Raw genomic sequence first — 26,959 nt, 5'->3', positions numbered from 1 at the left:
CCGTAGGAGGACATATGCGGCTCGGACTGGCCATGGGCTACGGCGGCGAACCCATGGAGGAGGTGCTCCCGGTGATCCGGCACGCCGAGAGCATCGGCGTGGACTCGGTGTGGAGCGTCGAGGAGTACGGTCCCGACGCGGTCAGTGTGCTCGGCTACCTGGCAGCCGTGACCGAGCGCGTCGAGCTCGGCACCGCGATCATGCAGATCCCGGCCCGCACTCCCGCGGCGACCGCGATGACCGCCATGACCCTCGACGTCCTGTCCCGGGGCCGCTTCCAGCTGGGCCTCGGCCTTTCCGTGCCCTGGATCGTGGAGGGCTGGCACGGCCTGCCGTACGAGCGCCCGTTGCGCCGCACCCGCGAGTACGTCGAGATCGTGCGCAAGGCCACCGCTCGCGAGGAGCGCGTCGCCTACGACGGGGAGCTCTACCGTCTGCCCTACACCGGGCCGGGCTCGACCGGTCGGGCCCGGCCGATCCGCTCCGAGATGACCCCGCTGCGCCCCCGCATCCCGATCTACCTGGCCGCGATCGGGCCCGGCAACCTCAGGCTCACCGGCGAACTGGCCGACGGCTGGCTGTCCGGCATGTACGCCCCCGAACACGAGGCCGCCATCCTGGCCCCGCTGGACGCGGGCATCGCCAAAGCCGGACGGGCGAAGCAGGACGTGAAGATCTGTCCCATCCTGTACGTCGCGCACGCCCCGACCGTCGAGGAGGGGCGGGAGAAGTTACGGCCTCTCTACGCGCACCTGATCGGCGCGGCTTCGCCCGGCGTCCGCAACACCTACGCCGACGTGGTGGTGCGGATGGGCTACGAGGGCCCCGCCCACGACATCCGCAAACACTTCGCCGACGGCAACCGGGCCGCCGCGACCGGCGCGGTGCCCGACCGGCTGCTGGACGAGGTGGCGCTGGTCGGCCCGGTCCAGGCGATGACCGAGCGGCTGACGGTGTGGCGGGAGTCCCGGGCCGACACGGTCATCCTGCTCGACCGCGACGCCGCCTTCCTGGAAGCCGCCCGGGCCGTCCTGTGAGGCGGATGTGGGCGCTGACGCTGCCGCTGCTGGTGGCGGGGCTGACGCAGATCATCGTCAACATCGTCGACACCGCTCTGCTGGCCCGCTACGACACCACGGCGCTGGGCGCCTTCGCCCTGGCCGCCCCCGTCTACCTGGTCGCCCTGGTCGTCGTGCGAGGCTGGGCCACCGCCGTGCAGATCACGGTCGCCCAGGCGCACGGCGCCGGGAATCCGGCCGCGGTGGCGCGGATCGTCCGGGTCGGGCTGGCCACCTCGTTCCTGGCCGGGATGGCCATCGGCGCCGTGCTGGCCATGGTCGCCGAACCCGTGCTGACCGTGTTGGGCGCCTCCGCCGAGCTGATCGGGCCCGGGGTGGCGTACCTGCGCGTGCTGGCGTTCGCGGTGCCGTTCGCCGCCGCGTCCTTCACGCTGCAGAGCGCCTGCTCGGGAGTTGGTGTGACCCGCGCGTCCATGTGGCACGCGCTCGTGGTCAACCTCGTGAACCTGCCGCTCGGGCTGTGGCTGATCTTCTCCGCCGGCCTCGGAGTCACCGGCGCGGCCCTGGCCACGCTGGCCGCGACCACGGCCGGGACCGCCTTCCTGCTCGTGTACGGCCGGGCCCGGCTGCCCCGCGTCCCGGGCGACGGCGCCCCGGTGGCCGGCAAGCTCTGGAAGATCGGCTGGCCGGAGATGAGCGCCATGGGCCTCGGATACCTCAACGAGGCCCTGATCACCGGGTTCGCCGCCCGGATGGGCACCCCGGACCTGGCCGCTTACCGCATCGTGGACAACCTGCTGCTCGTCGTCTTCACCGTCATGGCCTCGGCGTCCGCCTCCATCGCCATCCTCGCCGGGCACGAGGTCGGCGCGGGCTCCTCGGAGCAGGCCGTCCGGTGGCGGAGCATCGGGACCCGGCTGTTGCTGATCGTGTACGTTGTCCCCTCGGCCCTGGTGCTCATCGGCGGAACGGCGCTGCTGACCCTGTTCACCGGCGACGGCGCCGTGGCCGCGCTGGCCTGGTCGGTGGTGCCGCTGGCCCTGCTGAGCCTGGCGCCCATGGTGCCCGCCATGGCCTTCGGCAGTTTCCTGCGGGCCCACGGCGACACCCGTTCGGTGATGATCGCCAACGTCGCCGGGGACTATCTCCTGCTCATCCCGCTGAGCTGGCTGCTCGGGCTGGCCCTTGGCCTCGGACTGACTGGGATCTACGTGGCCTGGACCGCCTTCACCGTCGCGCTGGCCGCCCTGCTGTGGGCCCGCGCCCGCCGGACCGCTCCGGTCAGCCCGGTACGGCCGGCTTAGGCGCGCTTCTGGGACTGCTGCGAGGAGACGAACAGGTTCTGTTGTCGCGCCTGCCTTGTCGCATGGATCACTGCCGTGTGCCATGCAGGCCTCACTGTGCGGGCCGGACAAGTCCCGGGTCGCCGACGTCGACTCGCCTGTGTGGATCTCGGAGTCGATGCGGCCCACGCGGGCACGGCCATGTTGACGCGCGTGAACCGCTGCTTCGCGGTGAGCGCCGGCAAGGTGGTGGTGAAGGGTGTCCAGATCCAGGAGGTCGGCGCTGCCGGTGAGGTGGTGGCCCAGCCAGACCCGGGCGGTGAAGGGTGGGCTCACATGTTCTGCGGGAGGGCGATGAGTCTGCGGACGGCTTCGACGATGCCTGCGCGGATCTCGTCGTCGCGGCCGGGCCAGTTGGCCGGGCCGGGGGGCGTGGTCGCGCCGACGGGGCTGTCGGCGGTGGCCAGGGCGACGATGAGTGCCAGCAACACGGCCGGAGGGCAGGCGTCGCTGACGCGTCCGTCGCGTTGAGCGGTTTCGATGGCGGCCAGCTTGGCCGCGTAGGCGGGCGTTGCGGTAGTGGGTTCCGGCCGGTCGGCGCCTTCCAGCCGGTGCCAGGCGGTCAGCCGGATGACCTCCGGATGCTTGCGGCAGTGGTCATGTACCTGCCCGGCGTAGGCGGGCAGGTCGTTGACGGTGAACGGGACGGCTTCGAGGCCCTGGGTGACCTGGGCCTCGAAGACGGCGTCGAACAGTGCTTCCTTGCTGCCGAAATAGACATAGATGAGGTTCTTGTTGGCCGAGGCTGCCTGGGCGATGCGGTCCACGCGGGCACCGGCCAGGCCGTGGGCGGCGAATTCGGCGGTGGCCGCCCGCAGGATGCGGGCCTGGGTGGCTTGGGCGCGGGACATGACCCCAAGTGTGACAGTTGACTAACCGGTTAGGCGCCGACGGGCCAGGAGATGTACTTGTGCTCCAGGAACTCCTCGATGCCGTAGGCGCCGCCTTCCCGGCCGATCCCGCTGTGCTTGTAGCCGCCGAAGGGCGCGTCTGGGTTGACCCCCCAGGAGGCGTTGATGTTGACCATCCCGGTGCGCAGCCGGCGGGCGACCGCGTGGGCGCGAGCGAAGTCGCGGGTGAAGATGCCGGCGTTGAGCCCGTAGTCGGTGTCGTTGGCGATGCGTACGGCCGCGTCCTCGCCGGCGAAGGGAATGACCGTGTTGACCGGGCCGAAGAACTCGCGCTGGGCGACGGTCATGGCGTTGTCGACGCCCGTGAACAGGGTCGGTTCCAGGTAGAAGCCTTGGGCCAAGCCGCGCGGGCGGCTGCCACCGTGGGCGAGGGTGGCGCCTTCGGCTTGGCCCTGCCGGATCATCGCCTCGACGCGATCGCGTTCCCTGGCACTGATGAGCGGCCCCATGGCGGTTGCCGGGTCGGCGGGGTCACCGATGGTGACGGCCTCCAGCAGCGGGGTCACTTTGGCGACCAGTTCGTCGTGGACGCGTTCGTCCACCAGGGTTCGGGTGAGCAGCAGGCAGCCCTGGCCGGCATTGGTGACGGTGTTGCCCGCCACCTCCAGCGCGGCCCGGTCCAGGTCGGCGTCGGCGAAGACGATGTTGGCCGACTTGCCACCCAGCTCCAATACGACCTTCTTGAACGTGGCTGCCGCCTGCGCGGCGATCTGGCGGCCGACCGCGTTCGAGCCGGTGAAGCTGACGATGTCGACGCCGGGGTTGGTGGTCAGCTCGACGCCGGCTTCGAGGTCGCCGGTGATGACGTTGACCACGCCGGGCGGGAGATCGGCCTCCTGGAGGTATTCGGCGAGCAACAGGACTTGTAGTGGCGTGTAGGGCGACGGTTTGACCACGGCGGTGCATCCGGCGGCCAGTGCCGAGGCGAGTTTGTGCACGGTCAGCGGCACGGCTGCGTTGAACGGTGTGAGCAGCGCGGCCACCCCGGCCGGCTCTCTGGCGACCACGCCCTGGGTGGTCTGAAGTTGTCCGGTGATGGAGTACGCGGCGTGGGGATTGAGCGGCGTCGTGAAGGTCATCGCGGGAAGCAGCCGGTCGGCCACGTCGTACAGGAAGTCGATGGCGGTTCGCACATGGACCTGCTCGGCCAGTGGCCGGGGAAAGCCGCTCTCCCGCACCACCAGATCGACCAGTTCGTCGCGTCGGCGGTCCATGACCTCGCCCAGGCGGCGCAATGCCGCGCCCCGCACGCGGGGGGCGGTGCGCGGCCACGGGCCTTCGTCGAAGGCGTGCCGGGCCGCGGCGACGGCGTTGGCCGCCTCGGTCCTGGACGCCTCCGGAGCGAAGGCGAAGGACTCGCCGGTCGCCGGATTCTCGACGGGCAGCAGCTTCTGGGCGGGCACCCACCGGTTGGCGATGAAGAGATGATCAGCCACTACAGCTCCTGTAACTAACTGGTTGTTTAGTTGCGGGAACGCTATTTCTTAACCATCCAGTTAGTCAAATCGGATGCCCGTCAAGCTCCTCCGAGGTTGAGGGCGACACGTGTCCGTCGTGAGCTACTGAGCCTTTTCCATCTTGATCAGCGGCCGTCTTCGGCAGCGTGAAGGGTAACGACGTGGTCAGGTGCACACCGGTGTGACGGCGGGGCTTTCCGACCTTGGCGAGCTTCCTCGGAACGGCCACCTGTCAGTTCCATCGATCGGCGGCCGGGGTTCGGAGTTATGCGGCCGCGCCGGTCAGTGACCGAATGGCAGTTCTCGTCGGAACTTTGCCGCTGACCTGCGATGGGATTGTCGACGAGACAAGATGTAGCTCACCGGGAAGGGCACTTGCCAGCCATGGGGTGCACCCGATCCGCCCAGGAACATGTCCGGCGGGTCGCCGGGCCGTCCCCCCGCTTGGGGCCACCCTCGCGGACCACGAGCGGGTACCGGACGGCGGTCACCCTTTGACGAGGTTGGTGCGGAAGAACCTGTCGGCGCTCAAGTGACACGGGTCGCGAGGTTTCAGGCTATGTCTGCCCATGCGTTCGGCGGGATGCGGTACAAGGAGCGGGAGGCGGCCAGCCACTCCTCGTCGATGAACCGTCCGGTGATCTGTCCGAGGAGAAAGAGGTAGGCGTTGAGCTCGCCTTCCCCATCGTCGAATGCGTCGCTTTCGATACCGTGCCGCTCGAACAGCGGTGCCAGGTCACCCGGGTCGTTGGAATTTCGCCCGGCATCCCCGGCTCGTGTTCCGTCCCGCCAGTAGGTCAGGCCGTGCAGTCCCTCCTCTCCGTCGTCGTATTCGAGGAAGAACACCCTGCGATCGTGCTCGCTCAGCGGGCCGGGCCAGATACCGAGTCCGCTGATGCTGATGATGTGGGTCCAGCCCGGCGCGTGCTCGCCGATCCAGATGATGTCGTCGTTGCTGTACGGCTCGTACCAGCGCATGGCAGTCGCCAGGTCGCATTCCAGCCGGCTCTGCGGATCAACCCGCAGAACTTCGGCGAGAACGTCCGGGTCACCTCCCTCAACCCACGTCCCCGCAAATCTGGAGGCGAAGCCCCGTGAGGACAACAAGTCCCATTGGACGTCCGCTGCATCGCCTGTCATCTTTGAGGCACATTACACGGACCCGGGCGGAGGGGTCCTGCAGAGGCCTCGCCGGCGACGTCGTGCGAACTGCGCGTTCGTCGAGCGATCAGGCTGCTCTGCGGTACTCGTTGATCAGTCCTGTGACAGGCCTTCGGTGGTGAATCCGGGAGGTCATGTCGATCACCTGCCTGGGTTCGTGCCATGGCGGGCGGAGGGAACGGCCCTGATGCGGGCGATGCCGGTGGAATGGCGTTCGTTCTCCAGATCCGACAGCGGCCCGGCGGGCCGTGGCCGGTTCGCGCGGCCCGCCGGGTCCTGTGCTCACCGATGCGAGATCATCGCACGGTGAGGGTGTAGAGAGTGCTGCCGGACTTGGACGCGCCGTCCGTGGCGGTGATCGTGATCTTGTATGTGCCCGGTGTGAAGGGCGCGAAGATCATGACCTGGGATGTCCCGCCGGGGCCGACGGACGAGGGGTTGAAGAACGGGCTGATGGGCAGCCCGGGACCGGATGCGCTCAGCCTGCTGGTGCCCGATCCGCCGGTCACGGTGACCGTCGCCTGCGCGAGCCCGCCGCGCTGGACGGTTCCGGACGCGGGCGAGACGGAGACCTGTGGGCCTTCGGTGCCGCCGCCGTCGCCGACGGTCAGGGTGTAGTCGGCGGTCTTGGCGCCGCCGGAGCCGTTCTGGGCCGTGACAGTGATCTTGTATATGCCCTTCGGGGTGCTCGCCGCCGTCTCCATGGTGAGCTTGGCGGTGTCGCCCGCGTTGACCCTGACCGGTTGGAAGGTGGCTCTGGCGCCGGCGGGCAGCCCCGCGGCGGACAGGTCGAGCCCTTCCGGTCCCTGATCGCCGGCCTGGCTGGTGACGGTCGTGGAGATGTACGCGCCGGGCTCCACCTTGCCGGCCGACGGGCTGAGACCGACGCCGAACGTTCCCTCGCCGGGTTCCTGACCGATGGTCTCCTTGGCCCAGTCGCCCATCGCGTTGGTGAGACGGGCCATGATGCTGTAGCGGTCGCAGGTGCCCGCGCCGAACGACACGATGCCGACGACGACTCCGTCCACGGTGAACGGGCCGCCGCTGTCGCCGGAGCAGATCCCCGTCCGGCCGTCGTCATATCCCGTGCACAGCATGACCTCGCCGTTGACGCTGACGTCGAACACCTGGCAGCCGCCGGGGTCGTTGACCGGCAGTGTGGCCGAGTACAGCTTGCCCTGCTGGTGCTTGCCGAACCCGAGCACGGTGCCGGTCCTGCCCGGCCGGGTGAGCGCGGCGTCCCCCGACCCGGCCACCCTGGCCCATTGGCTCTGGGGTACGGGCAGGTCGTCCTGGGTGGTGACGACGGCGACGTCGTACCCCTTGCGCCAGTCGTTGGCCTGCCGGTACTCCGGGTGCGTGACGTATTTGTTCACCCGCGTGCGGAACGCCTCGTCGCCTGCGGTGGTCAGGTCGTCGTCGCCGTACACGTAGCTCTTCTCGCCGGCGACGTCGATCATGCAGTGTGCGGCGGTGAGAATCGTTCGTTTCCCGACGACGGACGCCGTACAGGAGGCGCCCTGCGGCCCGCTGCCACCAACGCGTAAGCCTGCGATGACGGACGGGTGGTCGCGGTATGAGGCCGGCTGCCCGTTGACGATGCCGGGGCCCGGGGTCGCGCCCGGCGTGAGCCGGTCGGTGGGGGTGGCCGCGGTGCTGCGCGGGCGCGGCGGCGGGTCGGCCGCCGCCCGGCCCGTCATGGGCGTCATCGTCACGGCCAGCGCGACGGCCAGCGGCAGTATGAGACGTGGTGCTCGCATTCGAGTTCCCTTTGCTGTGGGGTGTGGTGGGAACGGCGCGTACGCATCAGAAGGTGATGGACCAGCCGGTGAGCTTGCCGGTGTCGAACCGGTACACGTCCTGGATCTGCAGCTTCCAGGTGCCGTTGGCGTTCTCACGTGAGGCGTCCACGGTGTAGGTCTGGTGCACTCCGTCGTGCGCGCCGAGGCCGCCGGCCTTCTTGAGGTTGTAGACGGTGCCGCTTGGGCCGATGAGGTCGATCGCCAGGTCTCCGGTGTAGGTGTGATCGATGTCCACCTTGACCGGCAGCGTGGCGGACGCCCGGCCCTCGCAGGCATCCTGAACGATGGTGGTGCCCACCGGGCGCGGGGGGCTGGCGCCGGTCGCGGGGTCGGGGATGTCGACGTCCTCGTCGTTGGCCACGGTGCCGCACGTCGGGGTGCCGCCGCCGATGAAGCCCGTCCACAGGAGCCTGTTCGGTGAGCCGGTGCCGGGGCTCGTCACCAGGCCTGGGGTGGCGTTGTCGACGAGGGCGTCCCGCACCTGCTGCGGCGTGGCGGCCCTGTTGGCCTCCAGGTACATGGCCGCCGCACCGGCGACGTGCGGCGAGGCCATGGACGTGCCGCTGCCGGAGCGGTAGCCGCCGGTGTGGTCGGCCGAGTGAATACCGCCGCCGGGTGCGAACAGGTCAAGGCAGGTGCCGTAGTTCCCGCTGCGTCCGCCGCCCTGGTTGATCCAGCCGACGGTGATCGCTTCTGGTGTCCTGGCGGGGCTCACGCCGCACGCGTCCTGGCCGTTGTTGCCGGCCGCGACCGCGACCACGAAACCCTTCCGCACCAGCGCCTTCACCTGCTCGTCGCCGACGCCGGCCGAGTCCATCGTGAGGCTCATGTTCACCACGGCCGGGAGCACGCCGTTCGCGCCGGCCCACTCCATCGCGCTCACGGTCGCCGAGTCCGGTGCGCTCCCGCCGCAGCCGAGCGAGCGTAACGCCACGACCTTGGCCTTCTTGGCGACGCCGACGGTCTTGCCGGCGATCGTTCCGGCGACGTGCGTGCCGTGCCAGAAACAGTCGGAGGCGTCGGCGTCGTCGTCCACGAAGTCGTAGCCGTAGGAGGCGCGGCCCTCGAACTCCGTATGGCCCTTGTTGACCCCCGAGTCGATGACGTACGCGGTGACGCTCCCGGCGGTGTTGGGGTAGACGTACTTCTTGTCGAGGGTGGTCGTCTTCTGGTCGATCTGGTCCAGGCCCCACGAGGGCGGGTTCGGCTGCTCGTCGGCGGCCCGGGTGATGCCGTCCTCGTACACGGCCTTGACCGACGGGTCCGCGGCGAGTTTGCGCGCCTGCCGGTCAGACAGTTCCCTGACGGTGAAGCCGTTGAGCGTGACGGCATAGGTGGCGGTGACGTCGCCGCCGTAGCGGCGGCTCAGCGCGGCCGCTTGTCCGCGGGCGGCCCGCGGGGCGTCCTCCCTGAGGACCACGATGTACTGCCCGGTGACGTGGCGATCGGCCTGCACCACCTCGCCGTCCGGGCCGTCGGCCGCGGCGGTGCCGGCCGGCATCGCCGTAGCGCAGGCGAAGACGGCCAGGGCCGCGGCCAGGGATGTGCGGCGCACGGACCCTCGCCCGGCCCCTGTCGGGGTTCGTTCTGTCTGTGCCATGACCACTCCGTCTCCCCGGTCCCGGCCGCGCGCGGGCGGCTGGGACAAGCGGCCCGCAGGGTGGGGGGTGGGGGAAAAGTTGGCCGCTCGGCGGCTACCATCCGTCACCACGCGGCGGGGAACAACCGTGGTAACGACCCGTAAGGGGTACGGGATTTACCGATCGCGACCGCCCGGGTTCCGCAACCGTACGGTGCGCCATACGCTCGGGAGATCCGCACCGGCGCCGCCTGCGGGCCGCGACGTGACACTCCGGCCGGGAGCCAACGATGACCGACGGCAGGCACCTGTTCGCGCGGGGCCGATCGAGGGTCCGCGTCGGTTCCCCCGTGCTGATCGGGCGTGGGACCGAGCTGGACACCCTCGTCACCGCCGTCGCCGCGTCCCCGTCCATCGTGTTCGTCGAGGGGGAAGCCGGCGTCGGCAAGACCCGGCTGGTCAACGAGCTGATGACCGGGCTGACGGCCGGACCGGAGCCGTGGGTCTCCGCTGGGCACTGCCAGCCGCTGCGTGAGCCGTTCCCCTATGGCGTGATCTTCGAATGTCTGCACTCCTGCGGCCCCCGGATTGGCCGGCCCAGCGCGGTGACCGGCGTGCTGCGCCCCTACCTGCCCGAGCTGGCCGACCGGCTACCCGCCGCACCCGGCCCGCTGCACGATCCGGCCGCCGAGCGGCACCGGCTGTTCCGGGCGATCCGTGAGCTGCTGGACGCGCTCGGACGAGCGGTGCTGGTGATCGAGGACGTTCACTGGGCCGACGACGGCACTCGCCAGCTCCTGCGGTTCGTCATGACGGACCCGCCTCCCGCCCTGTCGCTCGTGGTCACCTTCCGCCGTGAGGACCTGCCCGCCGACGCGCCACTGGGCCGCGCCTTCCGCCCGCGGCCGGGCACCACGGCCGCGCACCTCGTCCTGGGCCCACTCGACACCGAGGGCGTCCGCCAGCTGGTCGAGGCCATCCTCGGCGGGCGGAACGTCTCCCTGGGGTTCGCCGAGACCATGCGGCAACGCACCGCGGGCATCCCCTTCGTCGTCGAAGAGACCACGTACGCGCTGTGCGACCGCGGCGACGACCTCCAGCTCGACGGCATGGCGGCGCGGCGCCTGCTCGACGACGTCGAGGTGCCCACGCTGCTGCGGGACACCATGGCCGAACGCATGCTCGCGCTGCCCGCTGCCGCGCGCGCCCTCGCGCAGGCTGCGGCCGTCCTCGCCGTACCCGCGACCGCGGAGCTGCTGGCCGCCGTCGCCGCGTGCGGGAGCGGCGAGCAGCTCACCCGGCTGCTGGAGGACGCGGTCCTGGTCGAGACCGCCGAGAACGAGTACGGCTACCGCCACGCCCTGGCCCAGCGGGCCGTCTACGACGTGCTGCCCGGCCCCTACCGGCAGGAGTTGCACCTGCGCGCGGTGCGGGCGCTGGCCGTCCTCGACCCGCCCCCACTGGTACGGCTGGCCGCGCACGCCAAGCATGCCGGACTGGCCGACGACTGGCTGCGCTACAGCGAATTGGCCGCCGACGCCGCGGCGGACGCGGGAGACGCCCCGACGGCGATCGACCTGCTCTGCGCTACCGTCGCCGACCCATCCGCCGCCACGCCGGACGTGAACAGGCTGGCGACCAAGCTGTGTCAGTACGCGCTCACCGGCCTGCACCACGACGAGGTGATCGCCCAGATCGAGCGGCTGTTGTCGGACTCCCGGCTGTCCGGCGCGGCCCGCGGTGAGGTTCAGCTCTGGCTGGGCCTGCTACTGGTGCGCAAGACCGGCGAGATGGACCGGGGGCGTACCTACATCGAGCAGGCCATCGGCTCGCTGCGCGAACGCCCCGAGCGAAGGTTGCGCGGGATGGCCGTCCTCGCACTGCCCTATCTGGGCACCACGCCGATCACCGGCAGCCGAGCCTGGCTGGAGCGGGTCGAGAACGCGCTCGGTGCGCTGCCGCCCGGCGCGCTGCCCACCTCACTGCTGGCCAACACCGTGAGCGCCCGGCTCATGTCCGGCGACCCCGAGGCCCGGCAGCGTATCGCCCTGCTGAGACCACCCCGGGATCCGGGCGGCACGGAGCAGACGCGGGAGCTGGCGCGGGGACACTGCAACCTGGCCGACGCCTGCGCGTGGATAGGCGACTACGCGGAGGCGCGGGAGCACCTGCGCACCGGGCTGAGCCTCGCCACGCAGTCGGGCGCCTCGTACGTGATCGGCACCGCCGAGTCCACCCGCATCCGGCTGGACTGGCTGGCCGGTGCGTGGGAAGGGCTGCGCGAGCGGGCCGAGCGGATGGCCCAGACCTACGCGTACCTGCTGCCCGTCACCAGCGAACTGCACCTCGTCCTGGGCTGGCTGGCCGCGACACGCGGCGACTGGGGTCGCGCCGAGTCCTGCTACCAGGCCACCCGCATGTCCCAGCCCGACTCCGCGATCATCCCCGTCGCGAACGCCGCGACCGGCGGCATGATCACCATGCTGCTGAGCCGCGGTGACGTCTCCGCCGCCTGCGCTCACGCCGACCGCGGGACCGCCCTGCTCCACCGCAAGGGTCTGTGGGTGTGGGCGGGCGACCTGGCGCCGCAGGCCGTCGAGGCCTATCTGGCGGAAGGCCGGACCGGCGACGCGCGCGGACTCATCGAGGACATGCGCGCCGGACTCGCCGGCCGCTACGCTCCGCTGGCCCGTGCGACCTTGGTGGCCTGCCGCGCCCGGCTCGCCCTCGCCACGGGAAGCCCGGCCGCAGCCGCCCGCCTGTTCGAGACGGCGATCCATCGGCACCGGCAACTCGGCCTGCCCTACCAGACGGCTCGGCTCACCGAGGAGGCCGCTCGGATCCACCCGCCCAGCACCAGCGTGCTCACCGAGCTGGCGCGTTCCTACGAAAAGCTCGGCGCTCCCCTCGACGCCGCCCGCTGCCGCCACCTCATCCGCAGCACCGGCGTCGCCACCCCATCCCCCCGAGGACGCCGCGGCTACGGCGACGAGCTGTCACCCCGCGAACGTGAAGTCGCCGAGTTGCTGGCAGGCGGCCGTACCAACCGCGAGATCGCGCAAACACTGTTCCTGTCGCGCCGGACCGTCGAGGATCACGTCGCCAGGATCCTGCGCAAGCTCAACGTAGGTTCCCGCAGGGATGTGCATTTCTGAGTGGGCCTTGATGTGAGCCGAGAAGGTCAACAGGTGGCGCAGCCCACCACAACGCCGATGGTCCTGAGGTCCCAGCCGTAGCGCCCGGCACACGGGTGAGGTGTGCGTCTGGACACCGACCTGGACGAGAAGGTGATCTGCCGCAGCTTGGACTGCGATCCCGTTGACCAGCCCGAGCTGTGCGGCTGAGGATCTGGTGATCTTGCCGAGTTTCCCGTGGGCCCGCTAGGTTCGACGCATACGAATGGATTGAGGAGAGTCCGCTTGCCCTCCCGCCTTGCCTTGCTCGTCTCGGTGGTTCTGCTGCTACCCGCCGTCTCCTCCTGCTCGAAGGGCTGGAACAGCTCCGAGGTCGGAACGTGCTTCACCACCAGGGGCTACGACGTCGTCGAGTGCTCGTCACCGGACGCGGGTCGCAAACTACTGGGGATCTTGGAAGGTCCGTCGCTCAGCGTCGGCGATTGCCCCAACGGCACCTCCGTCATGCGGGAACACGACGGCAAGGGCTTCTGTATCGGGTCGCCGTGACGGCCTGGTAGAGCCCCTGCGGAGGCGGAGCGGGGCGTTGACCACCGGTATGTCTTCACGGGAAGGGACAGGGCGTCATGCGTGCGACACGGGGGGCCGGGCCGTCGCGCATAGGCCCGTTCCAGACGGTGGCCGAACTCGGGCAGGGTGCCATGGGGCGCGTCCTGCTCGCCGTCGCCCCCGACGGCCGTCTCGTCGTGGTCAAGCAGGTGCGTCCCGAACTGGCCGAGGACGCCGGGTTCCGGGTCCGGTTCCGGCACGAGGTGGCGGCCTCGCGCAAGGTGTCGGGTGCCTACGCCGCCGCCATACTGGACGCTGATACGGAGGCCACGGCGCCCTGGCTGGCCTCGGCGTTCGTGCCCGGTCCCTCGCTGGGCCAGGTCCTGGCCGCCGCGGGCCCGATGCCCGAGGAAGCGGTCAGGCTGCTCGCGGAGGGTCTCGCGCAGGCACTGGTCGACGTGCACCGGGCGGGTCTGGTCCACGGCGACCTCAAGCCGTCCAACGTGCTGCTCACCACGGACGGCGGCGTACGTGTCATCGACTTCGGTATCGCACGGGCCGCGGAGGGACACCCGAAGCTCACCCACGCCGGCGCCATGGTGGGCTCGCCGCCTTTCATGGCGCCGGAACAGGTCCAGGACCTCCCGCGGAACGGCGCCGCCGACGTGTTCTCGCTCGGCTCGACCCTCGTGATGGCGTGCACGGGCAAGCCGCCATTCGCGGGTACGTCGGTGCCGGGCGTGCTCTACAACGTCGCGCACCGAGCACCGGACCTGGACGCGGTACCGCGGGCACTGCGATCGTTCATCGAGGTGTGCCTGGCCAAGGACCCGGCGCAGCGCCCGTCGCCACTGGAACTGCTCACGGCGATCGGCACGGTGACGCCCGCGTCCCGGCCTCGGCCCGAGGCGGTGTATCGGCTCGCGGCTGAACAGCAGGCGGAGATCGATCAGCTGGTCGGTGGACCCGTCGCCTCCAGTGCCCCGGCACTCGCCGCGCCCGTCAGGACCCCGCCCACACCCCATCGCAAACGCACCTGGTGGCTGGCCGGGGCCACCGCGGCCGCAGTGGTGGCCACGGCGGCGGTCCTGACCTTCCTATCCCTGAACGGCGACGCCGGCGACCCGTCGAGCCCGCTCCCGCACAAACCGGACGCCCAGGAGCCGGGCAACAGCGAGGCCGTCCCGACCCCCGGGACGACGCTCTTGTCGAAGGTCCCCGACAAGTACACGCAGCGGGTGCCGACGTGCAAGGAGGCCACCGGCAAGGTCGAGGTGCCCGCGGGGTACGGAAATCCGAGCGGCAACCTGGAGGCAGCCGGTGAAACGCCGAAACTGTCCAACCAGTGCTTCTGGAGCAACCAGACCGGAGACAGGATCGTCATCTCCTGGGATCATCACCTCTCCCAAGGCGGCAAGACCGGAGCGGAACTGGCAGACGAGCGCTTCGAGAGCGGCTACGCCTCCGCCCACGGATCGTACGAGCGCACCGCCGTCGGAGTCGGTGAGGAGGCGTACTGGCAGCGGGGCATAGCCAATCTGTACGCCCGGGACGTCAACATGAGGCTCAACGTCATCGTGGAGAGCCGGCGATACTCCCCCGACGAGGCCAGGAACATCGCCCTGGCCGCGGCGAAGTCGGCCGTGAAGCTGGCGGCCTCTGGCCCGCTCGGCGCATGAGCACGTCGTCCGGGCGCGCGATGCCGTACAGGACAGCTATCGAGGCGCCTTTCGCTGCCTTTGCCGTCCCTTGTCGTACTTATCCACCGTGCGATGGGGGTGGGCCGGTGGGCAGGTCGCGTTCGGAGAACATGTCGATCAGGCGGCGTACGGGCAGGTCGGCTTCGGTGGGGTAGCGCAGGTGCTGGTCGGGGTTGAGGGTGTAGCGGTTGTGGCGGCCGACGCGTTCGCGGGTGAGATAGCCAGCCTCGTGCAGGTCGTGGACGACCGCGTGCACGGTGCGTTCGGTGATGCCGATGGCCGCGGCGATCTCGCGCTGGCGGACCTCGGGGTTGCGGGCGATCTCCAGCAGCACCCGGGCGTGGTGGGTCAGGAACGTCCAGCCAGGGACGGGACGGCCGGGCTCCAACATGGCGCTCCCCCCTCCCATGCCGATGACGGATGGTATCGGACTCATTACCCTAAAGTTTATCGTGAAACGTCTTTCATGTAAGACCGTTCCGGAGTTACCGTCGAGACAGGCCAGGAAGTTCCCGCAGCACCCACGCAGACCTGTCGCGGTGATCGCCGCACGCGGCCGGCCGCTGACAAGGACCTGGTCGGAGACGAGGCCCACAGTGACACCGTTGCACCTGCACAGCAGGAACCTGATCGGTGGCACCCTGATCGAGGTCACCGGCGAGCTGGACGCCACCAACACCGACCAGCTGAGCGCCTACATCGAACACGAGCACCCGCAGCCCGAACTGCCGCTGGTGCTGGACCTGGCCGAGCTGACCTTCATCGACAGCTCCGGCCTGCACCTGCTCATCGAACAACACCACCGCGAAGACGAGCACGGCGCCGGCCTGCACCTGGCCTCACCGCACCGCCGCATCGCCCGCATCCTGTGGCTCACCGGCGTCGGCCAGATGCTGCACACCTACGCCACCCTCGGCCAGGCGGTGAAGGCCGCCGACCTCATCGACCCCCGAGGCGGTGACCCCCTGCCGCTGACCTGAGCGGGATAGGCGAGGCCACCGCGCGCCTGCTCGCCTGGCGGGGCGCCGCCGTCGTGCTCGGCGCACGGCGGACGGAGCGGCTCGACAAGATCGCCCATGAGATCCGCGACCGCGGCGGGCGCGCCGTTACCCGCGCCGTGGACGTCACCGCCCGCGAGGACCTCGAACGGCTCGTCGGCCTGGCCGTGACGGAGTTCGGGCGGCTCGACGTGCTGGTGGGCCGCGAGTTCGCGCACCCCCTCGGGCCCCGGGATCAGCCTTCGTTGACAATGATCAGCTCTTCGATGACACAGGACATCTGGCACCTCCTCGGCGCCCGCGCACTGTCCTATGAACTTCATCAGCAGTGGCGAGAGCTCTGGCGGCCTTGAGAAGCCGCCGAATCATGCCGGGACCGCCGCGCGCAGGAGGAACTCGCCCGAGTCCGAGTCCGCGTCGGTGACGGAGGCGGAGAAGGTGCCGCCGGCGGCGGTGAGCCGTTCCGACAGGCCGCGCAGGCCGCTGCCGGTGGTGCGCCGGGGGCCTTTGACGCCGTTGTTGCGCATCTCCAGCACGCCCCGGTCGATGGTGATGGCACAGCGTGTGGCCGTACTGTGCTTGAGGATGTTGGTGGCGCCCTCGCGTACCGCCCAGGCCAGTAGCGTGCGGGCGGCGGGTGTCAGGTCGTCGATGTGGGCCTTGACCGTGCAGCGGGCGCCGGCGGCCTCCAGGGTGGCGCGTACGGTGGCCAGTTCCAGGGACAGGTCGAGTGAGCGGTAGCCCTCGACGGCGGCCTGGACCTCGGCCAGCGCGACCCCGGCCAGCTCGCGGACCTGGGACATCTCGCCCGCGGCGCGGCCGGTGTTCTTGGCCGACAGCTTCGCCGCGAGTTCGCTCTTGATGCTGATCACCGACAGGCTGTGGCCGAGCAGGTCGTGCAGGTCGCGGGCGAAGCGCAGCCGTTCCTCGGCGACGGCCAGGCGTGACTTGGCCTCCTGGCTCTCGTGCGCCTCCTTGATCGTGCGCCAGAGCCACACCAACAACCACGTGGCCAGCGGGGTGACCACCAGCGTGGCACCCTCGCCAACCAACGCCACGGCCAGAGGCAGCCCGGACACGACCACCGCCACGGGGACGGTGATGGCGGCGAGGGCGACGCCGAAGGCGACGCTCACCCGCCACGGGACGCTGATCGCCAGGCCGGCCAGCCACAGACCGGCGACGATCTCCCAGGTGCTGGCGCCGAGGCCGGGCGGGACGAGCGCGACCGAGGCCAGCATGGCCAGGCCGGAGATGACCAGCAGGACGGTGGGTCTGGGCTTGTCGTCGTAGGCGGCGCGCAGGATGAAGGGAAAGAGGGCGAACTGCGTCAGCAGGAGCGCCCCGGCCAGGAGCGCGCGTTCCGCTGAGATCGTGCCCCCGGACACGAGGCCGAGCAGCATGAAGGCGAAGGCGACCGCGATGAACGCGATCATGCCGTCCATCCAGTAGAGCAGCACTCTTCTGGCCAGCTCCGGCCGGGCCGCCATCAATGCCCCTCCTCCGGCGCATACCCCCTGACCCGCTGAATCCTACTGTTCACGCACGGGTGCGCCAGAGAAGGCGGAAGACGGCCCGCGGCGGGGGCCGGGCTCGCTCATGCCGCTACTGCCCCGGGGCGGGGCATGATGGGCAGGTGCTGATCCGTATCGAGGCATCCGAACTGCCTGGCCGGGCATGCGGTCGCGAGCCGGGCTTTCCCGGCTACGCCAACATCCATGTCGGCGTGCAAGGTCGCGAGCGCCGCGAGGAACTGCTCGGTCTGACACCGGGCGATGCCCCTTCGGCCCTGTGGGAGCTGGAGGTGAGCGCGACCGGTACCGAGGCCGGCTGGGATCTGCGTGGCTCGTTCGTCCAGGGCAGGCCGGGCGGCCGGTTCATCTACCTGTCGTGGGGGACGGTCAGTGCGGCCGGGGCGTTCTCGATGTTCCGGCGGGCCAAACTGCACCTGGACGCGATCCCCGATCGGGTGCTGGACGAGGCCGTGGCGCAGGGCGTGCTGGTGGCACGGCTGGGGCTGACCGATGCCCAAGGTCAGCCGTTGTGCGCGGCGGTCCGCCCGCCGCTGGTGGCCTGGTCGACCCCCTCGGGCTGAGGGTCGCCGGACGCCACGGCCACCGGCGGATGGCAGGAGCCGCAGCGCCGCTCACCCCCGTCGGTCAGATCTACCGGAGACCTCGTCATGTGTCGATCACTTCCACGCGACCAGCCGCAAGTACGCTCGCCGGTGGTGAGTGCCTGTGCGGACCAGCCGGCCACCAAGGCGAACCTGGTCATGGTGGTGACCGGCGGGCAGCGCGGTGACAGCCCGCGGTTCGCCAGAAACCGCCACGCACGGCCGACGTCCCTGCGGCGTCCTCACCATGCAGGCGCGGCGCGGGGTCAGATCCAGCCCGCCTCCGTGGCGATCCGGATGGCGTCCATGCGGGTGCGTCCGTTGAGCTTGGTCACAGCGGAGGCGAGGTAGTTGCGCACGGTGCCGTAACTGAGGTGCAGGTCCAGGGCGATCTGCCTGGGTGTGGCGCCGGCGCCGGACAGGCGCAGGACGGCGGCTTCGCGCTCGGTCAGCGGATTGCCCGGGACGTCGAGCGCCGCGAAGGCGAGTTGCTGATCGACGACACGCTCGCCGGCCGCGATCTTCCGGATGGCGGCCACCAGGTCCTGGGGCCGGGAGTCCTTCAGCATGAAGCCGCAGATCTGGGCCTCGGCACCGCGCCGTAGGTGGCCCGGCTTGCCGAGCCCGGTGAGGATGAGCACGCGGCACTGTGGCAGCCGCTCGTGCAGTTCGGCGGCGGCGGCCAGTCCGTCGAGTGTGGGCAGCTCGATGTCGAGCACCGCGACGTCAGGCCGGTGCTCCAGCGCGGCGGGAACGATCGCGTCGCCCGTGGCCACCTCGGCCACGACCTCGATGTCCACCTCGTAGCTGAGCAGGGCGGCCATCGCCTCGCGAAGCATCCGGACATCTTCGGCTATAAGCACACGAATCACGCCCTTGATGATAGACAGCTCAGGTGATGGTGAAGGAGTGGCAGGGGTGGGCGCTGGTCGTGTGCTACGTGGGCCTGCTCATTCCCACACGGTTCTCCCGCTTCATGGCCGCCGCCGAGATGACGGGGCGATCTTCCCCGCTCACACTGGTGATGGGCCTGGGGCTCATCATGGTGATCCCCCTGCTGTTCGTCGTGGCGGCCCGGGGCAGGCGCTGGGCGCTGCCCCTCCTCGCGGTTGCGACCTTCGGCCCCTACCTGCCCTTCCCCGGGCTCTGGGGGCCGATCGCGGGGCCGTTGGCCGCGGCTGCGCCGCTGAGTCTGGCCGGCCCGTTGGGATGGTCGCTGTTCGCGGCCGTCATCGTGGGCGATGCGCTGCTGCGGCCTTCCGCGATCGCCAGCTCGGCCGTCATCGATGTGAACATGGGCCTCACCCTGTTCGCCTTGGTACGGCTGGCCGTACTGCTCAGCCAGACCCACGCCGCCAACCGGCAGCTCGCGGACCTGGAGGTCACGCATGAGCGACTGCGCGCGGCCGACGACCTGCGCAACGTACTCGGTGCCGGGCTCACCCGCGTCCTTCGCCTGTCGGGTCAGGCGCCGACGGCGGGCACGTTCACCGAGATCGCGCGGATCTCCCGCGAGGCGGCGGCACAGGCGCGGACGGTCGCCGACGCGCGCCGCGAGCCGGTGCCTGTTCGCCGGCACGATCCGCCGGACGAGCTGACCGCACTGGCACGCTGGTTCACCGCCGCGATGGCGCTCTGTGTCTCGGTCATCGTGCTCAGCAACGTCGCGGGCATGGGCGACGCGGATCGGAGCGACTGGGCCGTCACCCTGCTGGCCGCGCCGTTGGCCGTCGCCTTGCAGCTCTACCACGGCGCGCCCAGGGCTTCGGCTCCGCGGGCCTGGCGCTGGACGCTGCCCTCGCACATCCTCGTCATGGGCGCGGCCGCGTTTTACGTGGGAGATGGCACTCTGACGCCGCTTCTGAGCATGGCCGTGGCCAACACGCTGCTGTGGCTGCCTGCCCGGTGGTCGGTGCCCATCGTCGTCGCCGGCGCGGTCGGGATCGGCCAGTCCCTGCGGCTCTATCCGGAGGTCGCCGGCTACCAGCTCTACCAGACCACGTCGGCCCTGGCCATCGCGATCAGCGTGTTCGCCTTCAACCGCCTGCCCGCCGCGGCCGCGCACCTGCGAGGCCTGCGCCGCCAGATCGCCAGGACCGCCGTGATCACCGAGCGGCTCCGGGTCGCCAGGGACGTGCACGATCTGCTCGGCTCGACCCTGTCGGGCATCACGCTCAAGGCCGAGCTGGCACAGCGGGCCATCGACCACGACGCGGAACACGCGGCGCGGCTGCTGCAGGAGATCGGCCCGCTGGCCGTGCGCGCCCTCACGGACGTGGGCTCGATCACCGCCGAGAGGGCGAAGCTCGCCCTGCACGCCGAGATCGAGTCCGCTCGCGAGCTGCTCGCCTCCGCCGGTGTGGAGGCCCGGGTGCACACCGCAGGCGTCGAGGAGGCTCCGGTGCTGGCCTGGGTCCTTCGCGAGGCGGTCACCAACGTCGTCAGGCACTCAGCCGCGCGGCTGTGCACCATCACGCTCGACGTCCACGCCGATGAGGTACGGCTGCGCGTCACCAACGACGGCGTGGCGGCAGCCGTACCAGGGACGGGCAGGGGGTTGGCCAATCTGGCGGCCAGAGTCGAGGCGGCCGGCGGCACGTTCACCGCCGGCGCCCAAGGCGACGAAACCTTCGCCCTGACCGCCTCGGTGCCCGGCTAGCGTCCCTCCAAGGTGGCGAAGAAGGCCCGGATGTCGGCCACCAGGGGCTCTGGCGCCGCCATCGCCAGCATGTGGCTGGGGTGCGCGTGGTCGGCCCAGTGCGCGATGTCGTTGCCGCGCTCGGCGATCTTGCGGAAGGCCGGCGGGCCGCCGTGCGAGACACCGGTCGGCACCACCGCCTGATCGATCGGCATGCCGGCCGCGCCCTCGTAGTAGGTCCACGAAGACGACCCGCCCGTGTTCGTCAGCCAGTAGAGGCTGGCGTTGGTGAGCACCAGATCACGATCGATGGGCTCGCCGGGCGCCGCTCCCTCAGGCCAGCCGTCGAACTCCTTGAACCGCTCGATGAGGTACGCGAGCTGGGCGACGGGCGAATCGGACCAGCCGAAGCTCAGCGTCTGCGGCCGGGCGGTCAAGTAGGGCGCGTAGCCGCTGCCGCCAACGCCGCTGAGCATGTCGCTCACCCACGCCACACTGGCCCTGTCCTCTTCTGACAGGTCCGCGAGCTCGGCCGGGTCACCCGTCGGCATGCCGAGACCCCCCGTGATGTGCACCCCCACCACCTGCTCGGGGAAAAGGGCGCCCAGCTGCGGGGAGACCAGTGCGCCCGCGTCGTTGCCATGTGCCCCGTAACGGTGATACCCGAGTCTGCTCATCAACTCGGCCCAGGTACGAGCCACGCGCTCCACGCTCCACGGCCGTTCGTCAGCCGGGTCGGGGAAGGGCGAGAAGCCGAAACCGGGCAGCGAGGGCACCACCAGGTGGAAGGTCTGCGAGAGCGGCCCCAGAACGTTCATGAACTCGGCAATCGAGTTCGGCCAGCTGTGCGTGATGATCAGAGGAAGGGCATCCTCCTTGGCGGAGCGCACGTGGAAGAAGTGAACCGTCTGTCCGTCGATCTCAGTGGTGAACTGCGGGAACGCGTTCAACTTGGCTTCCTGCGCACGCCAGTCGTAGGCGTCCCGCCAGTAAGCGACCAGCTCCCGGAGATAGGGCACCGGGACACCCCGGCTCCACTCGGCCCCCGGCAGCCGGACGGGCCACCGGGTACGGCCCAGCCGCATGACCAGGTCATCGAGGTCGACCTGCGGAATATCGATCACGAAGGGGCGGATTTCTGAACTCATGCCGCTCATCCTGCTGATGAGCACACGGATCCCGGTAGTTCTCCGTGCACCACCTCGATGTGCAGATTGCATGACGGCCCACCGGCGGTCGTCCTGCCGCTTGTTCGGCTTCCTTCCCTGGGCGGATGTGGCCTGACGATATGCGGCGGCGTCATGGCCGGCTTCCACACGCGTTGCCGCCTGGTGCCGCTTTTCGGGGTGAGTCGCTCAGGCGAGCACCTTGCGGGCCACCGTGGTGATGTGGAGTTCGTCCGGCCCGTCGAGCAGGCGGGCCATCCGTCCCAGGCGGAACAGTGCGGGCAGCGGGGTGTCGGGGCCGAGGCCGGCGGCGCCGTACACCTGGATGGCCGCGTCGGAGACCTGGGACAGCATGCGGGCGGCGGAGACCTTGGCCAGGGCCGTGTCGAGGCGGGCGTCGCGGCCTGCGTCCAGCAGAGCGGCGACATGGAAGACCAGCGGACGGGTGGTGCGGATCGCCAGCAACGCGTCGAAGACCGGTTTCTGGACGAGCTGATGGTCGGCGAGGCGTCCCGTGGACAGGGTCCGGTCTCTGGCGCGGTGACGCATCAGATCGAAGGCGCGCCGGGCCTGTCCCAGCCAGCGCAGGCAGCGCAGCAGGCGGCCGAGCCGTACCCGCTCGCCCACCACGCGCAGGCCCTTGCCCTCGGCGCCGACGAGTTGCCCGCTCGCCCCCTCGATCGCGAGCTCCCACTGACCGCCCGCGCCGAGGACGGGCAGTTCGCGCACGAGCCGGAAGCCGGGCGAGCCGGTCGGCACGAGAAAGGCGGAAAGGCCCCCCGGGGCACGGGCGAGAACCAGCGCCAGGTCTGCTCGATCGGCGCCGGTGACGAACCACTTGCGGCCGTGGAGGGTCCAGGTGCCGTCGGGTTCGCGCTGGGCGCGCGTGGTGATGAGCGAGGGGTCGGAGCCGGGGGCGTCGGGTTCCGTCATGGCGTTGCAGAGGGTCAGCTCGCCGCGGGCGACCTGGTGGAGGTGGCCGGGATGCTCGCCGAGGACGTTCACGTCGAGCAGGGCCGGGGAGCCGAGGACGGCCGGGGCGTGGTCGCTGGCGCCCTCGGCTTCGGCCACGTGCGCGTAGTCGATCAGCGGCAGGCCCGCGCCACCGAGAGATCGCGGGAGGGGCAGGCCCCAGAGTCCTTCTGCCATCGCCTGCTGTTTGAGCTGGTGAAGGAGGTCGCCGGCCTTCGCGCCGCCGGCGTCGAGCACCGCCTCGTGCGGCATGACCTGGTCCGCGACGAATCCGGCCACTCGATCCCGCAGGTCACGCACCTGTGGCGGGCACTCCGGCGCTCCGAACAGATCGCTATCAATCATCTCTTCTCCGGATAAGTCGGGAACTTGCGGATATTTCCGTCCGACTGGGTGCTGTGGAACAGGTCGCGCGAACGCGCCATCGGGTTCCCGCTCCAGGAGAGGAGAGTCCGTGACTCATCCAGCCGCGGTCAGGACGGCACGTCCGCTCGATGGCGTCAGCCTGCGCACGGCAGGTCCGCCGGCCCTGGTCGGCCTGGCCGCCCACCATCTCGAACTGCTCGGCTGCCACCGCCACGCCACCGCGTACGGCACCGGCGCGGGAGTCATCAGCCTCGACGGGACGACGCGCGCCGAGATCGCGTGGGCCCGCGAGTCCCCTGCCGAGGAGGTCTGCGACGAGGCCACCGCGCAGGCGGCCACAGGCGTCATGCACGTGCACGGACGAAGTCGCGGCGAGCCGCGCGGGCTGGCCGCCGACTACCTGACCACGGCGTGCGCGCTGCTGACCGTCCAGGGGCTTCTCGCGGCCAGGCTCGGCCGGCTGCGCGGCGCCGAGGTGTCGCAGGTGCGCATGGGCGTGGACCTGGCGGGACTGCTCGCCGTGAGTCAGTACCTGGCCGCCGCCACCGCCGAAGACCCCGAGGCGGTGCCGATCGCGCCGGGCGGCCCGCCGTTCACCACCTCCGACGGGGTGATCTTCGAGGCCGAGACGCTGGATCCCGGGGTGTGGGTGGCGTTCTGGCGCGCGCTCGGCGTGCCCGGGCGGGTCGCGGGCGCGGCCTGGCGCTCGTTCCAGTTCCGCTACGCCACCGCGTGCTCGCCGCTGCCGGTGGATCTGCACGAGCGGGCGCGTGCCGCGACATGGTCAGAGGTACGGCGGGCCGCCAGGGAATCCGGCGCCTCGGTGTGCCCGCTCACCTCCCTGGCCGACCGGCTGGCCGAACCCGCCCCGGAAACGCCATGGCGGCTCTCACTCCGTCAGCCGGGTGGCCCGGCATCGGCCCGCGTACCGGAGACCCCCCGCCCGCTGGCGGGTTTCACCGTGCTGGAGGCCGGGCGGCGCATCCAGGCGCCCCTGACCGCCCACATCCTGGGGTTGCTCGGCGCCGACGTGATCCGGGTCGAGCCGCCCGGTGGAGATCCGCTGCGCGGCATGCCGCCCACCTGCGGCGGTGTGTCCGCGCGCTGGCTGGCGCTCAACCGTGGCAAGAAGGCCGTGGAGATCGACATCAAGTCCGCCCCTGGCCGGGGCGAACTGCGCGAGCTGGCGTCGGCCGCGGACGTGTTCGTGCACAACTGGGCGCCCGGAACGGCGGAGCGGCTCGGCCTTGACGACGACGACCTGGCACGGGTCAATCCCGGCCTGGTCTACGCCTACACCAGCGGCTGGGCGGGGCGGCTCGCCGACGCGCCGCTGGGCACCGACTTCATGGTCCAGGCCCGCACCGGCGTGGGTGAAGCCGTACGGCCCGGCGGCGAGCCTCCGGCGCCGTCGCTGATGACCCTGCTGGACGTGCTGGGCGGGTTGCTGGGAGCCGAGGCGGTGCTGGCCGGGCTGCTGCTGCGGGAGCGGACCGGCGCCGGGGTGCGCGTGGACTCCTCGCTGCTGGGCGCGGCCGAGGTGCTCACCGCGCCCGCGTCACGCCGGGCCGGAGCCGGGCTTGATCCGCGCGCCCCCGGAGGCTTCCGGCGGCCGGCACCCACCGCGGACGGATGGGTGGCGGTGGCCGACGACTGCGCCGCCCACGCTCCGGAGATTCCCCGCGAAGCGGCCACGGCGGAGGCCGTCGCCCTGCTCCGGCGGCACGGCCTGCGGGGCACCGCCGTGACGACCAGCCTGGACGCCCTTCCCTCCGATCCCCGTTTCGCTTCCGCTCTCAGCCGTGACGACCACGGCGCCATCGTCGTGCCGGTTCCCTGGAGGTTCGCATGACCGCTCCCCTGATCGACCTGGTTCCCGCCACCCTCCGCCGCGCATGGGCGGCCGACGGAACCTGTCCCGACCTCGGTCTCTACGCGCTCTTCCGTGCGCATCGCGTCGCCGCGCCCGACCGGCCGGCGGTCGTGGACGCCGCCGGAGTGATGACCTACGCCGAGCTGGACCTGAGCGTGCGCGCCGCGGCGGCCGGGATGCGCGCGCTCGGCGTCCGCGAGGCGGACGTGGTGGGTGTCCAGGTGCCCAACGGCAGGGACGCGGTCATCGCCGACCTGGCGCTGGCCGCGCTCGGGGCGATCGCGCTGCCCTTCCCTGCGGGCCGGAGCGTGTCCGAGGCGGTGTCGCTGCTGGGCCGCTCAGGGGCGCGGGCCGTCGTGGCCGCCGTCGAACACCGCGGCGCCTTCCATGCCCGGGACCTCCTGGCCGCCGCCGAACGGTTGCCCGCGCTGCGCACGGCGATCGCCGTGGGACCTCAGGAGGTGCCGCCGGGCTGCGTGCCGTGGGAGCACGTGCTGTCGGCCGATCCGGTGGCGTTCGTCCCTGCCCGCCCCGATCCTGATGCCGCCGCCCGAATCCTGGTGTCGTCGGGGTCGGAGGCCGAGCCCAAGATGGTCGCCTATTCGCACAACGCCCTGGCCGGTGGGCGGGGGAACTTCCTGGCGACGCTGATCCCCGATCGGGTTCCGCCGCGCTGCCTGTTCCTGGTGCCGCTGGCCTCGGCGTTCGGCAGCAACGGCACCGCCGTCACGCTGGCCAGGCACGGCGGCTGCCTAGTCCTGCTGGAGCACTTCTCGCCCCAGGCGGCGCTGGCCGCGATACGGGAACACCGGCCGACGCATGTGCTGGCCGTACCGACCATGATCCGGATGATGCTCGACCGCCCCGGGACGGCGCCGATGCCGCCCATGACCGCGCTCGTGCTCGGTGGAGCCGAGCTCGACGCGGCGACCGCGGCCGAGGCGCGAAAGGTGTTCGGCTGTCCCGTGGTCAACCTGTACGGCTCCGCCGACGGCGTCAACTGCCACGGCGGCCTCGGCTTCGTTCCCGGACAGGACGCCGGACCCGGGGTCGTGGTGGGCCCGCCGGATCCCCGGGTGGCCGAGATCCGCATCAGCCCGGTGCCCGGCGAGGAGTTCGGGGAGATCATCGCGCGCGGGCCGATGACCCCCATGTGCTATGTGGGGGCGCCCGAGCTGAACCAGCGCTACCGCACCGCCGAGGGCTGGGTACGCACCGGCGATCTGGGCACGATCGACGAGACCGGATGCCTGCGGCTGGTCGGCAGGCTCAAGCAGGTGGTCATCCGCGGCGGGGCCAACATCAGCCTGGCCGAGGTCGAACGTGCGGTGGCCACGCACCCCGGCGTGCGGGAGGCGGTCTGCCTGGGTGTGCCCGACGCGGTGATGGGCGAACGCCTGGGCGCGTGCGTGGTGCTCCGGGCGGGGCATGAGCTCACCCTCGACGACCTCGCCGCCCACCTGACGGGGCAGGGACTCGACCGGGGCAAGCATCCCGAGCACCTGCTCCTGATCGAGCGGATGCCGCTCACCCCGGCGGGCAAACCGGATCGCGACGCGTTGCGTGCGCTACTGCCGCGCTCTGCGTGAGGACGGGTCAGGCCGCCCGGTCCGCCTCATGGATCGAGGTCAGAAGCTGGAGCCGGGCCCGGGCGACACGGGAACGGATCATGCCGACCGGGCAGCCGAGCACCTCGGCCGCTTCGGTGTAGGGCAGTCCTACGAGCTGGGTGAGCACGAAGGCCACGCGGCGCTCACCCGGAACCTCCGCCAGCAGGTCAGCCAGCACCACCTCGTTCTCCGGGCTGGGGGTGGTGCCCAGGCGCCGCCGTTCGACGACGGCCAGCCAGTCGGCAAGCTCGGCGACGGCGGGCCGCGCCGCGGCGGCTCTGAAGCGGTCGATCACGACGCGGCGCGCGATGGACAGCAGCCAGCTGCGCACGCAGGAACGGGCGGCGAACGTGCGCAGGCTGCCGATGACACGTAGGAACGTCTCCTGCGCGAGGTCGTCGGCCGACTGCGGATCGGCCAGGTAGGAAACGAAGCTCCGGACACAGGGATAGGCGGCCAGGACGAACGCCTCCAGATCGGCGGGTGAGCCGTCCCGCGCGCTCACCGCGAGTTCGGTGAGCAGGTCGTCGCCGAGATCAGTTCTCATCATGATCCTTCCTGAGAA

Annotated in this window: 22 protein-coding genes; 11 read left to right on the top strand and 11 right to left on the bottom strand. The window is 70.9% G+C overall.

Features of this window, described 5'->3' with window-relative positions; translation table 11 throughout:
- The first annotated feature begins 14 nt into the window (after positions 1 to 14).
- Both ACIBKY_RS44330 and ACIBKY_RS44325 read left to right on the top strand, forming a co-directional pair.
- Positions 15 to 1,037, top strand: a complete 1,023-nt coding sequence (locus tag ACIBKY_RS44330) for an LLM class F420-dependent oxidoreductase (protein WP_397106837.1) — start codon at positions 15 to 17, stop codon at positions 1,035 to 1,037.
- Between the two features lie 5 nt (positions 1,038 to 1,042).
- Positions 1,043 to 2,323 carry an MATE family efflux transporter gene (locus tag ACIBKY_RS44325; RefSeq protein WP_397106835.1) on the top strand — a complete coding sequence of 427 codons (1,281 nt, stop codon included), beginning with the start codon at positions 1,043 to 1,045 and terminating at the stop codon, positions 2,321 to 2,323.
- A 311-nt stretch (positions 2,324 to 2,634) separates the two neighbouring features.
- On the opposite strand, the gene ACIBKY_RS44320 is transcribed toward ACIBKY_RS44325, so the two are convergent.
- The 5 genes from ACIBKY_RS44320 to ACIBKY_RS44300 form a co-directional block, all read right to left on the bottom strand.
- Positions 2,635 to 3,213 (bottom strand): TetR family transcriptional regulator, encoded by a 579-nt coding sequence (locus ACIBKY_RS44320; protein ID WP_397106833.1) that lies wholly within the window; start codon positions 3,211 to 3,213, stop codon positions 2,635 to 2,637.
- Positions 3,214 to 3,242: 29 nt separating this feature from the next.
- Positions 3,243 to 4,709, bottom strand: a complete 1,467-nt coding sequence (locus tag ACIBKY_RS44315; protein WP_397106831.1) for an aldehyde dehydrogenase family protein — start codon at positions 4,707 to 4,709, stop codon at positions 3,243 to 3,245.
- A gap of 573 nt (positions 4,710 to 5,282) precedes the next feature.
- Complete coding sequence (locus ACIBKY_RS44310; RefSeq protein WP_397106829.1) at positions 5,283 to 5,870, bottom strand: hypothetical protein; 588 nt, start codon at positions 5,868 to 5,870, stop codon at positions 5,283 to 5,285.
- Between the two features lie 317 nt (positions 5,871 to 6,187).
- On the bottom strand, positions 6,188 to 7,651 hold the full coding sequence (locus ACIBKY_RS44305; RefSeq protein WP_397106827.1) for a trypsin-like serine protease: 1,464 nt from the start codon (positions 7,649 to 7,651) through the stop codon (positions 6,188 to 6,190).
- 46 nt (positions 7,652 to 7,697) lie between these two features.
- Positions 7,698 to 9,248 carry a S8 family peptidase gene (locus ACIBKY_RS44300; RefSeq protein WP_397106825.1) on the bottom strand — a complete coding sequence of 517 codons (1,551 nt, stop codon included), beginning with the start codon at positions 9,246 to 9,248 and terminating at the stop codon, positions 7,698 to 7,700.
- Between the two features lie 314 nt (positions 9,249 to 9,562).
- Between ACIBKY_RS44300 and ACIBKY_RS44295 the strand changes: the two genes are divergently transcribed.
- The 3 genes from ACIBKY_RS44295 (at position 9,563) to ACIBKY_RS44285 (ending at position 14,634) form a co-directional block, all read left to right on the top strand.
- Positions 9,563 to 12,427, top strand: coding sequence for an ATP-binding protein (locus ACIBKY_RS44295; protein ID WP_397106824.1), 2,865 nt, complete (start codon positions 9,563 to 9,565; stop codon positions 12,425 to 12,427).
- 264 nt (positions 12,428 to 12,691) lie between these two features.
- On the top strand, positions 12,692 to 12,955 hold the full coding sequence (locus ACIBKY_RS44290) for a hypothetical protein (RefSeq protein ID WP_397106822.1): 264 nt from the start codon (positions 12,692 to 12,694) through the stop codon (positions 12,953 to 12,955).
- A gap of 77 nt (positions 12,956 to 13,032) precedes the next feature.
- Positions 13,033 to 14,634 (top strand): serine/threonine-protein kinase, encoded by a 1,602-nt coding sequence (locus ACIBKY_RS44285; protein ID WP_397106820.1) that lies wholly within the window; start codon positions 13,033 to 13,035, stop codon positions 14,632 to 14,634.
- Between the two features lie 79 nt (positions 14,635 to 14,713).
- Here ACIBKY_RS44285 and ACIBKY_RS44280 read toward each other — a convergent pair whose 3' ends face one another.
- Positions 14,714 to 15,046, bottom strand: coding sequence for a helix-turn-helix transcriptional regulator (locus ACIBKY_RS44280; RefSeq protein WP_397106818.1), 333 nt, complete (start codon positions 15,044 to 15,046; stop codon positions 14,714 to 14,716).
- 205 nt (positions 15,047 to 15,251) lie between these two features.
- Between ACIBKY_RS44280 and ACIBKY_RS44275 the strand changes: the two genes are divergently transcribed.
- Both ACIBKY_RS44275 and ACIBKY_RS44270 read left to right on the top strand, forming a co-directional pair.
- Positions 15,252 to 15,635: an STAS domain-containing protein gene (locus ACIBKY_RS44275; RefSeq protein WP_397106816.1), complete on the top strand. Its 384-nt coding sequence runs from the start codon at positions 15,252 to 15,254 to the stop codon at positions 15,633 to 15,635.
- Entirely contained in the window at positions 15,632 to 16,006 is a 375-nt protein-coding gene (locus ACIBKY_RS44270; protein WP_397106953.1) for an SDR family oxidoreductase, read from the top strand. The genes ACIBKY_RS44275 and ACIBKY_RS44270 overlap by 4 nt, the downstream gene beginning before the upstream one ends.
- A gap of 12 nt (positions 16,007 to 16,018) precedes the next feature.
- On the opposite strand, the gene ACIBKY_RS44265 is transcribed toward ACIBKY_RS44270, so the two are convergent.
- Positions 16,019 to 17,143, bottom strand: a complete 1,125-nt coding sequence (locus ACIBKY_RS44265) for a sensor histidine kinase (protein WP_397106814.1) — start codon at positions 17,141 to 17,143, stop codon at positions 16,019 to 16,021.
- 146 nt (positions 17,144 to 17,289) lie between these two features.
- Here ACIBKY_RS44265 and ACIBKY_RS44260 point away from each other — a divergent pair, with 146 nt between their 5' ends.
- Positions 17,290 to 17,748: a DUF5990 family protein gene (locus ACIBKY_RS44260; RefSeq protein ID WP_397106812.1), complete on the top strand. Its 459-nt coding sequence runs from the start codon at positions 17,290 to 17,292 to the stop codon at positions 17,746 to 17,748.
- 287 nt (positions 17,749 to 18,035) lie between these two features.
- Here ACIBKY_RS44260 and ACIBKY_RS44255 read toward each other — a convergent pair whose 3' ends face one another.
- Positions 18,036 to 18,641, bottom strand: coding sequence for a DNA-binding response regulator (locus tag ACIBKY_RS44255; protein WP_397106811.1), 606 nt, complete (start codon positions 18,639 to 18,641; stop codon positions 18,036 to 18,038).
- A 26-nt stretch (positions 18,642 to 18,667) separates the two neighbouring features.
- On the opposite strand from ACIBKY_RS44255, the gene ACIBKY_RS44250 reads away from it, so the two are divergent.
- Positions 18,668 to 20,428, top strand: a complete 1,761-nt coding sequence (locus ACIBKY_RS44250) for a sensor histidine kinase (RefSeq protein ID WP_397106951.1) — start codon at positions 18,668 to 18,670, stop codon at positions 20,426 to 20,428.
- On the opposite strand, the gene ACIBKY_RS44245 is transcribed toward ACIBKY_RS44250, so the two are convergent.
- Both ACIBKY_RS44245 and ACIBKY_RS44240 read right to left on the bottom strand, forming a co-directional pair.
- The gene (locus tag ACIBKY_RS44245; protein ID WP_397106809.1) at positions 20,425 to 21,555 is read right to left on the bottom strand and encodes an epoxide hydrolase family protein; all 1,131 of its coding nucleotides are present in this window, start codon (positions 21,553 to 21,555) and stop codon (positions 20,425 to 20,427) included. The two genes, ACIBKY_RS44250 and ACIBKY_RS44245, sit on opposite strands and share 4 nt — an antisense overlap.
- 207 nt (positions 21,556 to 21,762) lie before the next feature.
- The gene (locus ACIBKY_RS44240; protein WP_397106807.1) at positions 21,763 to 22,890 is read right to left on the bottom strand and encodes an acyl-CoA dehydrogenase family protein; all 1,128 of its coding nucleotides are present in this window, start codon (positions 22,888 to 22,890) and stop codon (positions 21,763 to 21,765) included.
- 109 nt (positions 22,891 to 22,999) lie between these two features.
- Between ACIBKY_RS44240 and ACIBKY_RS44235 the strand changes: the two genes are divergently transcribed.
- Together ACIBKY_RS44235 and ACIBKY_RS44230 are read left to right on the top strand one after the other, a co-directional pair.
- Entirely contained in the window at positions 23,000 to 24,763 is a 1,764-nt protein-coding gene (locus ACIBKY_RS44235) for a CoA transferase (protein WP_397106805.1), read from the top strand.
- Positions 24,760 to 26,373: a class I adenylate-forming enzyme family protein gene (locus ACIBKY_RS44230; protein ID WP_397106803.1), complete on the top strand. Its 1,614-nt coding sequence runs from the start codon at positions 24,760 to 24,762 to the stop codon at positions 26,371 to 26,373. The genes ACIBKY_RS44235 and ACIBKY_RS44230 overlap by 4 nt, the downstream gene beginning before the upstream one ends.
- 7 nt (positions 26,374 to 26,380) lie before the next feature.
- Here ACIBKY_RS44230 and ACIBKY_RS44225 read toward each other — a convergent pair whose 3' ends face one another.
- The gene (locus tag ACIBKY_RS44225; RefSeq protein WP_397106802.1) at positions 26,381 to 26,944 is read right to left on the bottom strand and encodes a sigma-70 family RNA polymerase sigma factor; all 564 of its coding nucleotides are present in this window, start codon (positions 26,942 to 26,944) and stop codon (positions 26,381 to 26,383) included.
- Positions 26,945 to 26,959: the final 15 nt, after the last annotated feature.

The sequence above is a fragment of the Nonomuraea sp. NPDC050394 genome (assembly GCF_044459065.1).
In the GTDB taxonomy this organism is placed as follows: domain Bacteria; phylum Actinomycetota; class Actinomycetes; order Streptosporangiales; family Streptosporangiaceae; genus Nonomuraea.
The sequence above is the reverse complement of the archived record's forward strand: the minus strand, read 5'-3'. Positions and strand labels throughout refer to the sequence as shown.